The sequence below is a fragment of the Ruegeria sp. AN6 genome, from assembly GCF_056540425.1.
In genome coordinates, this window is sequence record NZ_JBQFWR010000004.1 from 158,189 (window position 1) to 172,340 (window position 14,152).

At 56.3% G+C, this 14,152-nt stretch carries 15 protein-coding genes; 4 read left to right on the forward strand and 11 right to left on the reverse strand.

Annotation, left to right across the window (positions count from 1 at the left end):
- Positions 1 to 114: 114 nt before the first annotated feature.
- From ACR0MQ_RS09275 to ACR0MQ_RS09305, 7 genes are all read right to left on the reverse strand, one after another.
- On the reverse strand, positions 115 to 519 hold the full coding sequence (locus ACR0MQ_RS09275) for a GNAT family N-acetyltransferase (protein ID WP_480607525.1): 405 nt from the start codon (positions 517 to 519) through the stop codon (positions 115 to 117).
- Positions 520 to 530: 11 nt separating this feature from the next.
- Positions 531 to 1,121 (reverse strand): tRNA (adenosine(37)-N6)-threonylcarbamoyltransferase complex dimerization subunit type 1 TsaB, encoded by a 591-nt coding sequence (tsaB, locus tag ACR0MQ_RS09280; protein WP_480607528.1) that lies wholly within the window; start codon positions 1,119 to 1,121, stop codon positions 531 to 533.
- Positions 1,111 to 1,674, reverse strand: coding sequence for a NifU family protein (locus tag ACR0MQ_RS09285; protein WP_480607531.1), 564 nt, complete (start codon positions 1,672 to 1,674; stop codon positions 1,111 to 1,113). Before ACR0MQ_RS09285 ends, tsaB begins: the two co-directional genes overlap by 11 nt.
- Before the next feature lie 69 nt (positions 1,675 to 1,743).
- Positions 1,744 to 2,337, reverse strand: coding sequence for a DsbA family protein (locus ACR0MQ_RS09290; protein ID WP_480607534.1), 594 nt, complete (start codon positions 2,335 to 2,337; stop codon positions 1,744 to 1,746).
- An 8-nt stretch (positions 2,338 to 2,345) separates the two neighbouring features.
- Positions 2,346 to 2,801 carry a universal stress protein gene (locus ACR0MQ_RS09295; protein WP_480607537.1) on the reverse strand — a complete coding sequence of 152 codons (456 nt, stop codon included), beginning with the start codon at positions 2,799 to 2,801 and terminating at the stop codon, positions 2,346 to 2,348.
- A gap of 73 nt (positions 2,802 to 2,874) precedes the next feature.
- Positions 2,875 to 3,738 carry a branched-chain amino acid aminotransferase gene (locus tag ACR0MQ_RS09300; RefSeq protein ID WP_480607540.1) on the reverse strand — a complete coding sequence of 288 codons (864 nt, stop codon included), beginning with the start codon at positions 3,736 to 3,738 and terminating at the stop codon, positions 2,875 to 2,877.
- 67 nt (positions 3,739 to 3,805) lie between these two features.
- Complete coding sequence (locus ACR0MQ_RS09305) at positions 3,806 to 4,258, reverse strand: Lrp/AsnC family transcriptional regulator (protein ID WP_480607542.1); 453 nt, start codon at positions 4,256 to 4,258, stop codon at positions 3,806 to 3,808.
- A gap of 129 nt (positions 4,259 to 4,387) precedes the next feature.
- Between ACR0MQ_RS09305 and ACR0MQ_RS09310 the strand changes: the two genes are divergently transcribed.
- Positions 4,388 to 5,437 carry a Glu/Leu/Phe/Val dehydrogenase gene (locus ACR0MQ_RS09310; protein WP_170771908.1) on the forward strand — a complete coding sequence of 350 codons (1,050 nt, stop codon included), beginning with the start codon at positions 4,388 to 4,390 and terminating at the stop codon, positions 5,435 to 5,437.
- 62 nt (positions 5,438 to 5,499) lie between these two features.
- Here ACR0MQ_RS09310 and trpS read toward each other — a convergent pair whose 3' ends face one another.
- The gene (trpS, locus tag ACR0MQ_RS09315) at positions 5,500 to 6,528 is read right to left on the reverse strand and encodes a tryptophan--tRNA ligase (RefSeq protein ID WP_170474329.1); all 1,029 of its coding nucleotides are present in this window, start codon (positions 6,526 to 6,528) and stop codon (positions 5,500 to 5,502) included.
- Between the two features lie 86 nt (positions 6,529 to 6,614).
- Between trpS and ACR0MQ_RS09320 the strand changes: the two genes are divergently transcribed.
- A complete protein-coding gene (locus tag ACR0MQ_RS09320; RefSeq protein ID WP_480607547.1) occupies positions 6,615 to 7,301 on the forward strand; it encodes a rhomboid family intramembrane serine protease in 687 nt (228 codons plus the stop codon).
- 7 nt (positions 7,302 to 7,308) lie between these two features.
- Here ACR0MQ_RS09320 and murJ read toward each other — a convergent pair whose 3' ends face one another.
- Genes murJ through ACR0MQ_RS09335 form a run of 3 tightly spaced genes read right to left on the reverse strand, consistent with a single transcriptional unit; the run spans position 7,309 to position 12,798 of the window.
- Positions 7,309 to 8,850: a murein biosynthesis integral membrane protein MurJ gene (gene murJ, locus ACR0MQ_RS09325; RefSeq protein WP_010442867.1), complete on the reverse strand. Its 1,542-nt coding sequence runs from the start codon at positions 8,848 to 8,850 to the stop codon at positions 7,309 to 7,311.
- A complete protein-coding gene (locus tag ACR0MQ_RS09330) occupies positions 8,847 to 11,666 on the reverse strand; it encodes a [protein-PII] uridylyltransferase (protein ID WP_480607551.1) in 2,820 nt (939 codons plus the stop codon). The genes murJ and ACR0MQ_RS09330 overlap by 4 nt, the downstream gene beginning before the upstream one ends.
- Positions 11,626 to 12,798, reverse strand: coding sequence for a penicillin-binding protein activator (locus ACR0MQ_RS09335; RefSeq protein ID WP_480607553.1), 1,173 nt, complete (start codon positions 12,796 to 12,798; stop codon positions 11,626 to 11,628). Before ACR0MQ_RS09335 ends, ACR0MQ_RS09330 begins: the two co-directional genes overlap by 41 nt.
- 87 nt (positions 12,799 to 12,885) lie before the next feature.
- On the opposite strand from ACR0MQ_RS09335, the gene rsmI reads away from it, so the two are divergent.
- The gene (gene rsmI / locus ACR0MQ_RS09340) at positions 12,886 to 13,743 is read left to right on the forward strand and encodes a 16S rRNA (cytidine(1402)-2'-O)-methyltransferase (RefSeq protein ID WP_480607556.1); all 858 of its coding nucleotides are present in this window, start codon (positions 12,886 to 12,888) and stop codon (positions 13,741 to 13,743) included.
- Between the two features lie 4 nt (positions 13,744 to 13,747).
- Positions 13,748 to 14,116, forward strand: a complete 369-nt coding sequence (locus ACR0MQ_RS09345; RefSeq protein WP_170771889.1) for a YraN family protein — start codon at positions 13,748 to 13,750, stop codon at positions 14,114 to 14,116.
- Positions 14,117 to 14,152: the final 36 nt, after the last annotated feature.

Below are 14,152 nucleotides of genomic sequence, written 5' to 3' on the forward strand. Positions count from 1 at the left end.
CTGAATCCCCCGATACCCACTCAGAGCGAGCATACATGTTGTGATGGCGGGAATTGAAGCTGTTTGCAACAGCTTCGGTCAATAGAAATTTGACCATATGGTCTAAAAAAGTGATTAATTGCCGTGAAAACGACATTCCATGACGATTGCGTCGACGTTTGGACCGTTCTCGCGCAGGTAGTAGCGCTTGCGTGTGCCACATGCTTCGTATCCACATGCTTCGTAAAGAGCGATTGCCGCGTCATTGTCCGAGGCAACATCCAGAAACGCCCGCGAAGCCCCAGCCTGATCCGCGTAGGCGTGGAATTCTACCATTATCTTTCGCGCCAATCCCTTCCTTTGGTGATCTGGATGGGTTGCTATCGTCAGTAGTTCCGCTTCGTTGGCAATCACCTGAACCAACGCAAATGATCTTGTGTCCCCAATTGCATGGATGAAGCGATTTGCCAAAAGCTCGGCAAACTCATCTGCAACCCAAGGGCGGCTCTGATGGAACGCGGCGGCATGGATATGAGCCATTTCCTGTGGCGTCATTCGTCAAGCAAGACCGGAGGTACGTCGCGCGAAGGCGCGGCATCTGCAGGGCGAACATATAAAGGCGCGGGTGGAGTGAGCGTCGAGGCCAAACGGCGCGACGCCAATCGAGCAATAGTGCGAACCTGCCGATCAGGCTGATCGCAAAGATATAGTCTGCCCAATGATTCTGCCTCGTGTCGCGCGACCAGTCGCGCTTCTGCTCCATCCGGCATCAAATAAACTTGGTCGCGAGGAGCGGGAATCGCAGGTAAGTGGCCTTTGGGGGCCAACTCGGCCAAGGCATCGAAGCCCGATACACCGACTGCGGGAACGTCCAGACCAAGCGCCAGTCCTCGGGCCGCCGAGACCGAGATTCGAATCCCGGTGAAGTTTCCGGGGCCAACCCCGACACCAATCGCATCCAGATCTCGCCAGTTGCATCCGTTCTCTTCCAACAACTCTTCTAGTAAAGGCATCAACCTCTCAGCCTGCCCGCGCGACATGGGCTCAACGCAGGACGCAATAATCACACCGTTTTGCAACAAAGCGGCCGCGCAATGCGCGGCCGATGTGTCGAATGCCAGGATGGTTGGATCAGATCGCAACGGGGCGAACCTCGATCACTTCCGGGATGTAATGCCGTAGCAGGTTTTCGATACCCATTTTCAGAGTGATCGTGGACGATGGACATCCCGCACAGGCCCCTTGCATGTGAAGATAAACAATCCCCTTGTCGAAGCCATGGAATGTTATGTCGCCGCCATCCTGTGCCACGGCAGGCCGCACTCGGCTGTCCAATAAGTCTTTGATTTGGTGCACAATTTCAGCGTCTTCACCGGTATGTTCGGCGTGCCCTGCGCCTGCATCAACGTTTGTGCCCATGACGGGCTGACCGGACTGGTAATGCTCCATTACAGCACCAAGGATGGCGGGTTTGATGTGATCCCATTGGACATCATCGGATTTTGTCACCGTGACAAAATCATTGCCAAAGAACACTCCTGTCACACCCGCGATGCCAAAGATACGAGTGGCGAGCGGAGATTTCTCGGCCGCCTCAGCGTTTGGAAAATCTGCAGTACCCGCTTCCAGAACCGTCTGACCGGGCAAAAACTTCAGAGTTGCCGGGTTGGGTGTGGATTCAGTTTGGATAAACATGGCGCGGCTCCGTTTAAGGTGTATCTGATATGCGCGTCCGGACGGGGGAAGTCAAGATTTGGAATCGTTCTAAATTGATGTGGCAAAGGAAATCGCGTCATCCAATCGGTCGTCACCCCAGAACAATTCATCTTTGGCGATAAAGCTTGGTGCGCCGAAGATGTGCAGAGCCTTGGCCTGAGCGACCTGTTCGAACAGCGCGGATTTGATCTGGGGGCTACGAATCTGTTCCATCACATCTTGCGAAACGCCTGACATGGCAAGGCATTCCGCCAGAACCGTGAGGTCCGAAATGTCTTGTCCCGCTCCGAATTGTGCAGAATAGACAGCGCGTACAAATGCACCACGTTGATTAGTTGATCCGACTGCCAATGCCAGACGCGCCGCTTGCAGGCTGTTTTGTGGAAAATTTTTGGGCTGCTGAAATGGTAGATCGCGCGCTGCACAAAGCCGTTCCATATCCCGCCACATGTACCGGCCCTTTGCGGGATACAGATTGAACGGCGAGTTGTTCCATCCCTGTTCAGCAAAGATCGGGCCCAGAAGAAATGGGTGCCATTCCAAGGCGACTCTCCTTTCTGCGGCCGCCTGTTGGATGCGCATGGCGCTGAGATAGGAATAGGTCGACGCGAAATCGAACCAAAATTGCAATGTTGCTGGCATAAAGTGCCTCAGGTGATGGCTTCCAGCTTTTCTTTGCTTAAGTCGCCGGGCACGATAGTGACCGGTATAGGCAGACTGCCAGAGTTCCGGGTTAGCTGGGTTACCAATGGTCCGGGTCCTTTCTTGTCAGTGCCAGCGCCTAGCACCAACACGCCAATTTCAGAGTCGGACTGGACGTGTTCGATGATTTGAGCAACCGGGTCGCCTTCGCGAATGGCCAATTCGGGCTCGACACCCTGCTTGTCACGCATCCATTTGGCGAACACTTCAAAATGCGCGTGAATACGCTCGCGCGCCTCTTCGCGCATCACCTCGGCAACACCGATCCAATGGTTGAACTCGTCCGGTGGAATTACCGAAAGAACCGTAACCCCGCCGCCAGTATGGGCCGCGCGCATTGCGGCAAAGCGCATGGCGTTCAGGCATTCACGGCTGTCGTCAAGAACGACTAGGAACTTGCGCATGTTTGTCCTCGTTTGTTTTCGGGATCATGCCCCACAGGATGCGCAGAGGCAACTGAAACGGGCAGGGTGTCGATCAGCGATTGCTTGCAGCCCAGTCCCAGTACATCTCGCGTGCGCGACGGGCAATTGGACCAACCTGATACTGGGTGTCATCCAGCGCGGTGATTGGGGTCACTTTGCTCATGTTACCGGTCATGAACACTTCGTCAGCATCGTGAAAGTCCTCAAAGCTCAGCACAGATTCATGCACTTTCACCCCATCGGCGCGCAGATTCTTGATGTGTCGCGCCCGGGTGATGCCGGCAAGGAATGTTCCATTGGGAATCGGGGTGAAAACTTCGCCGTCGCGAACCATGAAAATATTGGCGGTCGCGGTTTCCGCCACGTGCCCCATCGCATCGGCAACCAACGCGTTTGAGAATCCTTTGCTGCGTGCCTCCAGCAGCATCCTCGCATTGTTCGGATAGAGGCAACCCGCTTTGGCGTTAACCACGGCAGATTCCAGAACGGGGCGACGGAAGCGGGTTGTCGTCAGCGTGGCCGAGGCGGATTCGGGGGCCATCGGGATTTCTTCCAGGCAAATGGCGAAGCCAGTGCTGTCTTCCTGGGGGATGATGGCGGCGGGGTCTCCGTCGATGCCCCAATACATAGGACGAATGTAAACTGCAGTATCTGTTGGATAGCTTTGTAGCCCCTCCTGGACCAGTTCAACCATCTGTTCCGTAGTCACCGAAGGCGTTAGCATCAGAGCTTCTGCCGAGCGATTGACCCGAGCGCAATGGGCATCCAGATCCGGGGTCATTCCATCAAAGAAGCGGGCGCCGTCAAATACAGACGAGCCAAGCCATGCGCCATGGTCGGCTGCGCGCATGATCGGGGCGTCCCCATCATGCCATTGACCTTCGAAATAGGTGCGGATGTTTTTGCCGACTGCCATTGCGCCCTCCCTCAAGCTTCGGGAAACCTAGGTTGGGGCCGAGGCAAGGTCCAGCAGATTATCCGCGTTACAGAGGCAGCGACTCACGTTTGACCATGGTGCGCAAGGCAAAGTTTGAACGCAGATTTCTGATGCCTTGTATTTTCATCAGTCGGTTTTCTAAGAAGGTGTCAAATGCGTTGAGGTCTTTGGCCACGACGCGTAGCAAGATGTCACGCGAGCCTGTCATGAGATAGCACTCCATCACCTCATCACACCGCCGAATTGCCTTTTCAAAGGAATCGATGGCGCTGCGATCCTGTTTCTCCAACTCGACAGAGACAAAAATCGTAACGCCGAAGCCAAGCTGCTCGGGGTCTACCTGAGCGGCGTACCCGGTGATGATCCCATCTCGTTGCAATCGATCCAAGCGCCGCGCGCAAGGTGTCGGGGACAGCCCGACATGGTCTGCCAGATCGATAACAGTCATGCGGCCATCATTCTGGAGGGCACGGATTATCTTGGAGTCGATGTCATCCATAGTGAAAAACTCCATCATTTTCCAGTTGGTTGAAGAATACCCCTAAAATACTTCTGCTGGTAGCGATAAATAGGTGAAATTCACTCTCCGACAGATGGCAAACTCCACTGGGTAGCCCGGAGGAGAAGAATGGACATCACCATCATAGACGCGCCAGATTACGAGCGCGTGGTCGAATTCAAGGACAGCGCACTTGGTTTATTGGGCTATATTGCAGTTCACTCGACGCAACGCGGTCCTGCTGCTGGCGGTGTGCGGATGCGCCCCTACGGGCATGCCGCTGAGGCATTGAATGATGCCTTGCAATTGGCGCGGGGCATGACCTTCAAGAACGCTGCAGCTGATCTTCCTCTGGGGGGTGGCAAGGCCGTTATTATTGGTGACCCGCACGTCGATAAATCACCCGATCTTCTGCGTGCCTTCGGTCAAGCGGTGCAAAGCCTGAGCGGCCAGTACTGGACCGCAGAAGACATGGGTATGACGCCCGCTGACATGGCCCATATCGGGTCCCGGACTGACTTTGTGGCAGGGCTGGCAGACGGGGAATTTGCGAGCGGAGATCCATCCCCCATCACGGCACGCGGAATATTCAACGCGATCCGGGTGGCTGCGCAGCACCGTTTTGGGCGAACTGATCTGGATGGCCTGACCGTATCGGTTCAGGGGCTTGGCCATGTAGGCGCGCATTTGTGTCGGTTGCTTCATGATGCAGGCGCACGGCTGATCGTCACAGATATCGATGCCCGCCAATCGGCACGTGTTGCTGAACAGTATGCGGCTCAGGCTGTGGCCCCCGATATGATTTATGGTGTTGAGGCCGACATATTTGCCCCATGCGCCATCGGGGGTATCCTTAACGAAACAAGCATTCCGTTGTTGCAGGTCGGCGCCGTGGCTGGGGGCGCAAATAACCAGTTAGCCAGTGCTGGCGATGCGCAGTTGCTTCACCAGCGCGGCATTCTTTACGCACCCGACTTTGTCGCTAACGGGGGTGGCATCATAAATGTGGCAACAGAAATCCTGCGCGTGGAAGAGCGTGAAGCTTGGGTCGCTGATAGATTAAAGGCGCTTGAGCAGACGATGGATCGCATCCTGACGAGGGCCAAGATCGAAGCGGTTAGCCCGCATGAGGTCGCTGAATCCATTGTGCATGAAATGCTGCGCCCCAAGGCCGCATAATGGGCTGCCAAACAAAAAACGCCGCCCGGACTGGGCGGCGTTTCTAGATCGGGTTCTGATCATCAGGACTTGCCTGCTCCGACCATGCCCACAATCTCGTAGGTTTTTTGCAAGATCGGGGAGGCAAGCGCACGCGCCCGTTCAGCCCCGCGGGCAAGTATCTGGTCGATCTCAGCCTCTTCTCCCATCAGACGTGCCATCTCGGACGAGATGGGTGACAGCTTCTCAACCGCCAATTCAGCCAGCATCGGCTTGAACTCGCCGAATTGTTTGCCACCGACCTCTGCCAAAACCTGCTCGGCAGTCTGATCGCTAAGAGCAGCGTAGATGTTCACCAGATTTCGTGCCTCGGGCCGCTCTTCAAGCCCCTTCACTTCCGAGGGCAGTGCATCCGGGTCAGTCTTGGCCTTGCGGATCTTCTTGGCGATGGCGTCGGCATCGTCAGTCATATTGATCCGCGTCATATCGGACGGGTCAGAGGATGACATCTTACGCGACCCGTCGCGCAGGTTCATCACGCGCGGCGCTGGGCCACCGATGACCGGTTCGGTCACGGGGAAGAAATCGACGCCATAGTCATGGTTGAACTTGATTGCGATGTCGCGCGTCAGTTCGAGATGCTGCTTCTGGTCTTCACCGACCGGCACATGGGTCGCGTGATACACCAGTATGTCCGCAGCCATCAGTGCGGGATAAGCGAACAGACCCAACGACGCGTTTTGCGCATTCTTCCCGGCCTTGTCCTTGAATTGCGTCATACGCTGCATCCAACCGATCCGGGCGATGCAGTTGAAGATCCAGGCCAACTGCGTGTGCTCGGGCACCTGGCTCTGATTGAACAGGATGGATTTCTCAGGGTCGAGACCGGCGGCAATGAATCCAGCGCAAACTTCACGAGTCTTCTCACGCAGGCGATCCGGGTCTTGCCAGACAGTAATCGCGTGGAGGTCAACCATGCAGTAGACGGTCTCATACTCCGGCCCCTGCATATCCACGAAACGTTTGAGTGCACCCAGATAGTTACCCAAGTGCAGGTTTCCTGAAGGCTGGATGCCGGAAAACACGCGCGGCGTGAATTGGGTCTCGGTCATCGAAGGAAACTCCTGTCTGGAAAAATCAGCCCCCGTCGCTTACCCATGAGGCAAAGGGACGTCAACAGCCGCGAAAGGCCAGCCCAATGAGCAGTGAGCATTATACACCGCCCGTGAACCCTCTGCCGCCGGTCGTGGTGGCATTAGTTCTGTTCATCATGGGGATCGAGTTGGCTTTTATGCTTGGCGGCCGCGGGCTGGTCGGAGGTCCAACTGCGGTTGGTTGGCGGCTGGACGCGCTGCGGCAATACACGTTCTCGCCCGATATCTTCGACTGGATGGTCCAGAACGGGCGTTGGCCGTTCGAACATGTGATCCGCTTTGTCACTTACCCTTTTGTCCAGGCCAATTTCACGCAAGCTGTGTTTGTCTGCGTCTTTGTGCTGGCGATGGGTAAAATGGTTGCCGAGGTCTTTGGCAGCATCGCCATGCTGATCATCTTTGTGGTGTCTGGCGTGGGCGGAGCGCTGGCCTATGCCGTTTTGCTGAACCCGCCCTATCCTCTGGTTGGGGGGTTCCCGCCTGTCTACGGGTTGATCGGTGCGTTCACATGGTTGTTGTGGCGTAAGCTTTCACTGGTCGGCGAAAACCAATCCCGCGCCTTCAGCCTGATCGCGGTGCTAATGGGGATTCAGTTGCTCTTCGGTTTGATCTTCGGTGGAACCTCGGATTGGGTTGCCGATCTGGGTGGATTTGCCACCGGGTTCGGCTTGTCTTTCTTTCTCGCTCCGGGCGGTTGGGCGCGCATTCTCAGCAAAACAAGGCGTGATTAGTGCAAATTCAGCCTCGTTTTAGTACATTTCGGAATTCCGAAAGCCTAAACGCGCCGAAGACGTGGCCCAACAAGAAATAGGCAATTGCTGCGGTAACGATGAGCATCAATAGCGCCAGGTAGCGCCAGCCGGGTATGCCAAACGCCCATCCAAACAAGTGGATCGCAGCAAACAACACGACGCCCATGCCCGCCGAGGCGGCCACGATCCGCCAGATTCTCTGTTTGAATCGATCGTCAAATCGTGCCTCGTCCCCCATCCTCCGTGCGCCGATTGCCAGCAAAGCTACCATCGCCCAACCAGCGGTCGAGGCCGCGATCGCGGGCGCAATCCAACCGGCGACGGGATACAGGCCAAAGGCAAGCCCGGCATTCACCGCCATCGCAAATACGGCGTATCTAAACGGTGATTTTGTATCCTCGCGGGCGAAAAACAGCGGCTGTAATAGTTTTTGCAACATGAACGCAGGCAACCCGATGCCATAGATTGCGACGGCAAGAGCGGTCGCTGCCGTATCCTCGGCGCTGAACTGGCCGCGTTGGAACAGAACCGAGACCAATGGGCCAGGAATGATGAGAAAGGCAACCGTTGAGGGTAGGGTCAAAAGCAAAGTGAACTCACCGGCCCGAGAAAACGCGTTGCGGGCGCCGTCTTTGTCCTCTGCGCGCAAACGGCGCGATAGGTCAGGCAATAATACGATGCCAACTGCGATTCCAACCACTCCCAATGGCAGCTGATACAAACGATCCGCTGCAAATAACCAACTGATTGCTTTTTCGGTTTTGGAAGCTACAAGCTGCCCCACTACCAAATTGACCTGCGTCACCCCCATGGCCAGCGCCGCTGGCACAGCGATCCGCACCATACGCCGCATTTCTGGGCTAAGCGTCGGCCAACCCGGCCGTATACGAATTCCGGCGCTTTCAGTGGCAACCCAGACTAATGCCAGTTGTGCGACACCAGCGACCGGGATGACTGCGATCAGCCAGCGGATCACGTCCCCTCCCGACATGGCTCCAAAGATCAATGCAAAACAGGCAAATATGTTCAGCAACACTGGTGCCGCAGCGGCAGCCGCAAATCGACCAGTCGCGTTTAAAACACCGGAAAACAACGCGGCAAGAGACATGAATAGGATGTAGGGGAACACGACGTATCCATAGTCCACTGCCAGATCAAAGCGCTCGTCTCCGTAAAAACCTTCAGCGGTAATCCAGACCAAGCCGGGCATAAAAACCATCGCCAACCCGACCAAGGCCAGCACAGCCACCGCCAACAGATTGAATGCGTCCTGCGCAAAGCCCTCTGCGTTCTCATCGCCCTCCAGGCGTTTCGAGAACATCGGCACAAAGGCTGCATTAAATGCACCTTCAGCAAAGAAGCGGCGGAACATGTTGGGCAGGCGAAACGCCGCGACAAAGGCATCCATAACCGGGCCCGGGCCGATAAAGGCGGTCAGCAGAATTTCCCTCAGAAAACCCAGAATACGGCTGGCGAGGGTCCAGAAGCCAACGGTGAAAAAGCCCGAGATCAGGCGGATCGGCTTCATGAGGCGGCCCGCTCCGCACCTTCGACGATGGCTTTACGAAGCTTGGCTTCCAAGCCACGCTGCTTGGCCTCAGAATGGTATTTCAGACCAAACATATCCTTGACATAGAACGTATCAACCACCTGTTCGCCATAGGTCGCGATCACCGCATTCGCGATGTAAACATTGGCTGCCGCCAATGTTCGGGCCAGATCATAAAGCAGGCCGGGCCGATCACGCGTGTCGACCTCGATGATCGTGTAGATTTCAGAGCCTTCATTATCGAAGGTGACGTGTGTTGGGACGTTAAAGGCGCGCTCACGTTTTTTGATCTTGTCGCGTGACTTTAGGGCGTCCCTGGCCACCACTTCACCCTTCAGCGTCTTGTGGATCATCTGGGTCAGACGCGGAAGGCGAGAGGCTTCGAAAGGATGGCCTTCGGCGTCCTGTATCCAGAATGCGTCGGTCACATAACCGTCTTTTGTCGTATAGCTGCGTGCATCTACAACGTTGGCCCCAACCAGAGCCAGCGCCCCGGCAATCCGAGAAAAGATACCCGGGTGGTCGCCCATGGCAAAGCAAGCGCGGGTCGCGTCGCGATCTTCATCCGGATGCAAGCGGATCTCGACCGCCCCTGGATCACCGCTGTCTTCGAGAGATTTCAGCATCTCCGCAAACTCGACATGGGTCGCAAGGTTCAACCCTTGCCAATATGGATCGTAGTGTCGCCCGGTTTCAGTCTTCAGATCGGCTTTGGACCAGCTGTCCAGCTCGGCACGCAACTGCTTTTTCGCCTCTGCGCCACGGTTGGCACGATTGAGAACCTCCATGCCGGATTCCAGCGCGCGCTTGGTGTCTGCGTGCAAGGCGCGCAGCAATGTGGCTTTCCAGTTGTTCCAGGTATTTGGCCCGACACCGCGAATGTCACAGACCGTCAGCACCGTGAGCAAATCCAATCGCTTTACTGTTTCAACCGCTTTGGCGAAGTCGCGGATTGTGCGCGGATCAGAAATATCGCGCTTTTGTGCCATATCGGACATCAACAGATGGTATCGCACCAGCCATTCCACGGTTTCGGAATCTGCCTTGTTCAGTCCCAGACGCGGCGCCACCTTGCGAGCGATTTGAGCGCCGAGGATCGAGTGATCTTCAGGCCGCCCCTTCCCAATATCGTGTAGCAGCAAGGCAACGTATAAGACCTTGCGATTGACGCTTCGCTCAAGGATCGAGGACGCCAGCGGCAGCTCTTCGATTAGCTCTCCGCGTTCGATCTGGGCCAGATTTACGATGCACTGGATCGTGTGTTCGTCCACAGTATAGCTGTGATACATATTGAACTGCATCATCGCTACGATGTGTTCGAACTCGGGCAGGAAGGCCGACAGTACACCCAACTCGTTCATTCGGCGCAGGGCCCGTTCGGGGTTGCCGTGTTTCAGCATCAGATCAAGGAAAATGCGCCGCGCCTCTTTGTCGTTGCGCATGTCTTCGTCGATCAGGTTCAGGTTTGCCGTAACCAAACGCATGGCGTCCGGGTGGATCAACATGCCTGTGCGCAGGCCTTCCTCAAACAGCCGCAGCAGATTGACCTTGTCTGACAGGAATTTGTCGGGGTCCGCGATATCCAGACGGCCATGAACAACCCTGTACCCGGCCTTGATCCGACGTCGACGGCGAAAAATGCGTTCCAGTAACGGCGCGCCCTTCATATGGGACGCCTCCAGCTTGGTCAGGAATATGCGGGTCAACTCGCCCACACGTGTCGCCTCGCGGAAGTACCGCTGCATGAATACTTCAACAGCCCGCCGACCCGCGCGGTCTTCGTAGCCCATGCGATCCGCCACCTCGACCTGCAGATCGAAAGTCAGCTGTTCTGTCGCGCGACCGGTCACCAGATGCAGATGCGACCGGACAGCCCAAAGGAATTCTTCGGCCTGAACGAATTCACCGAACTCTTCCGGTGTGAACAAACCCATCGGGACCAGTTCGGCAACATCTTTCACGCTGTAGATATATTTTGCGATCCAGTAGAGCGATTGCAGGTCGCGCAGGCCGCCTTTGCCTTCTTTGACATTGGGCTCAACCATATAGCGCTCACCTTGTTTCAGGTGCCGCTCATCCCGTTCCTTCAGCTTGGCTTCGATAAATTCCCGCTCAGTACCCTTGAACAGCTCGCTTTTCAGATGTTCTTCAAGCTCTTGCGCAAGCGTCTGATCCCCGACGAGATAACGCTGCTCCAGCATGGCGGTGCGAATGGTGAAATCATCTGCACCCAAACGCAAACAGTCTTTGATCGTACGCGAAGAATGCCCGACCTTCAGTCGCAAATCCCAGAGGATGTAGAGCATGGATTCGATCACGCTCTCGGCCCAGGCGGTGATTTTGTAGGGCGTCAGAAACAGCAGGTCCACGTCAGAGGAGGGAGCCATTTCACCCCGGCCATAGCCTCCTACCGCCAATACGGCGATTTTTTCCCCACGAGTAGGATTGGCGAGCGGGTGCAAATGCTCGGTTGCGACCCGCATTGCGGTCCGCACCATCTGATCCGTCAGATAGGTATAGGAATGTGTCAGAGGGCGTGCATCGAATGGGCGCTGTGAAAATGAATCGGAAATCGCCTCGCGCCCAGCCTTTTGGGCGTCTCGCAGAATACGCACTGTTTCTGCGCGCAACGCTGCGTTGTCCGAGTTGTTATTAATTGCGTCGGACAATCTGGCATCGACGGAAACGCTGTCAAAAATCTCGTCGGCTGAACAGATCAGGTCGTCTTTAGACGCGGTGGCCAGCGCCAGTCGCTCAGAATCCGGCGCCAGAGAAGCTTTGTGGGGCAGGGTCAATCACAACCACCTGTTTGTTCTGGATCGTGGCAACCGCCAGACCGCGTTCATTCGTACCGTTAGGTCGCAGGCGGAAGATACCACCTACACCCTGAAATCCGGCGTTTTGGGTCAGAGCCGCCCCAGTCAGGGCATCGGATTTGCCTTGGCTCACCAACGCGCCAATGGCGGCAATCCCATCGTAGGCAAGCCCGCTGATCGGGTGCGGTGCTTCGCCATAGGTATTATTGTACCGCTGGCGATAGACCTGTGCCTTTGCAGGATCAGGTAGCGCGAACCATCCGCCTTGGACACCTGGTAATTCCAACGTCTGTGCCGGGATGTCCCAGCGCGTCAGGCCGATATATTGCGTTGTTGCCGGTGAAACGCCTGCCTCTGGTAGCAATTGGCTGTAGAGGGGCAGTGCGCCCGCCGTCGTTGCAGTCAAGAAGATCGAATCCGCGCCAGTTGAGTCGACTGTCGCCTTGATGGTCGGAACCGAATCGATCACCCCCTGCTGAGACCGGTCATATCCAACGGTACCCGCATTATTGACGCGACTGTTGCTGAGCGCGGTGGCAATGGCAGACCGACCCAACAGGCCTGCCGAGTCATTGCTATGCACTATGACAGTATTGTTCTTGCCCTGCTGTCCGGCGTAGTTCACGAGCCTGTTGGCCGTGTTTTGGAATGTGGGCCCGAGCACATAAACATTGCCGCCCGCAATGCTGGTGTTGTTCGAGAAGGACAGCACGATGACGTTGTTGTTTAGAACAGCAAGGCCCGCCGCATTGGCCGCCTGCGCATATACTGGACCAAGAATGATCTTAGCCCCATCCGCAACGGCTTGCTGTGCGACACTCGATGCTGTTCCTGCATTTCCAGCCGTGTCATATACCCGCAGGTCAATCTTGACGTTTGGCAAATCCGCGATCGCCAGACGTGCGGCATTCTCAAGGCTTCGCGCAAGGGCGGCATCACCAGATTGAGGCGATCCGCTTGGCACCAGAAGCGCAACCGGGACCGGGTCTGAGGCGTCGATCGAAGGACCTCCACCCAAGCCTCCGGTATCACAAGCAGCGAGGAATGCGGCCGTAGCCAGAGCGATGGCGGATTTCGCCAGTTTGCGTGCGGGCTTGCAAACGGTAAACATCTAAAAGAAAACTCCCTGATCCGGCGTCTGAGGGCACCTTGGTCTATTGATCCGCGATAATAAACGTCACGCTGTGAGGGTCCAGCTTTGAATTTCCAAAAGATCAGATTGGCCGCAGGGCTGTATTTTGTTGCCACTCCAATCGGGACAGCGCGCGACATTACGCTCAGGGCTTTGGATGTGCTGGCCTCGGCAGACATGATCGCTGCCGAGGATACCCGTAGCCTGCGTCGGTTGATGGAAATTCATGGCGTGCCGCTCGAGGGGCGTCGTATTTTGGCCTATCACGATCACAGCGGAGCTGGCGCACGTGGCAAGATCCTTGATGCGCTCGCGCAGGGGCAATCGGTTGCCTATGCATCCGAGGCCGGAATGCCCCTGATTGCCGATCCCGGTTATGATCTGGGGCGTCAAGCAGCCGAGGCCGGGCATAACGTGACCTGTGCACCGGGCCCGTCTGCCGTATTGACCGCACTGACATTGGCCGGTCTACCGACCGACGCCTTCTTCTTTGCCGGTTTCCTGCCCAATGCTTCTGGCGCGCGGCGTTCGCGAATCGAGGCGCTGCGTAGTGTCCCCGGAACGCTGGTTTTCTACGAATCGCCGAAGCGTGTGGCGGGTTGTCTCGCGGACCTGGCCACAGTGCTGGGTGGTGAGCGCCAGGCGGCGCTCTGCCGTGAACTGACGAAGAAGTTTGAAGAAACCCGAATAGGTACGTTGGCGGATCTTGCCTCCGAGTATCAGGGTGCGTCCGTCAAGGGCGAAGTTGTCTTGCTTGTAGATCGCGCCCATTCGCGATCTGTTAAGGAAACCGACGTAGAAGAGGCCTTAAGAAGAGCCTTGGAAACGCATTCGGTACGGGATGCAGCAGATCTGGTATCAGAGATGTTCAACCTGCCGCGCCGTCCGATTTATCAGAAGGCCCTGAAACTGGGAAAAGGATGAAAGCATGCGGCGATCTGTTCGGGGTTCGGTTTCATATCACGCCGGACGTTCGGCAGAGATTAGCGTTGCCATTGAATACCAGCGCCGAGGGTATTCAATCGCACAGCGCAGATGGCGCGGCGCAGGTGGCGAGATTGATTTGATTGCGCGCAATGCGGATGGGTTGGTCTTCGTTGAGGTCAAGAAAAGCCGCAATTTTGAAACCGCCGCCGCTCGCATCAACCGTCGACAGATGGATCGAATTTGTGCATCTGCCGCGCAGTATCTTGAACAGGAACCCGGCGGGCAGTTGACAAACACGCGCTTTGACGCCGCTTTGGTGGATGATACCGGAACTGTTCAAATCATCGAAAACGCCTTCGGTATGAACTGATCACCATTGAACCCGTCGAGTCTCTGCGCCATGTAT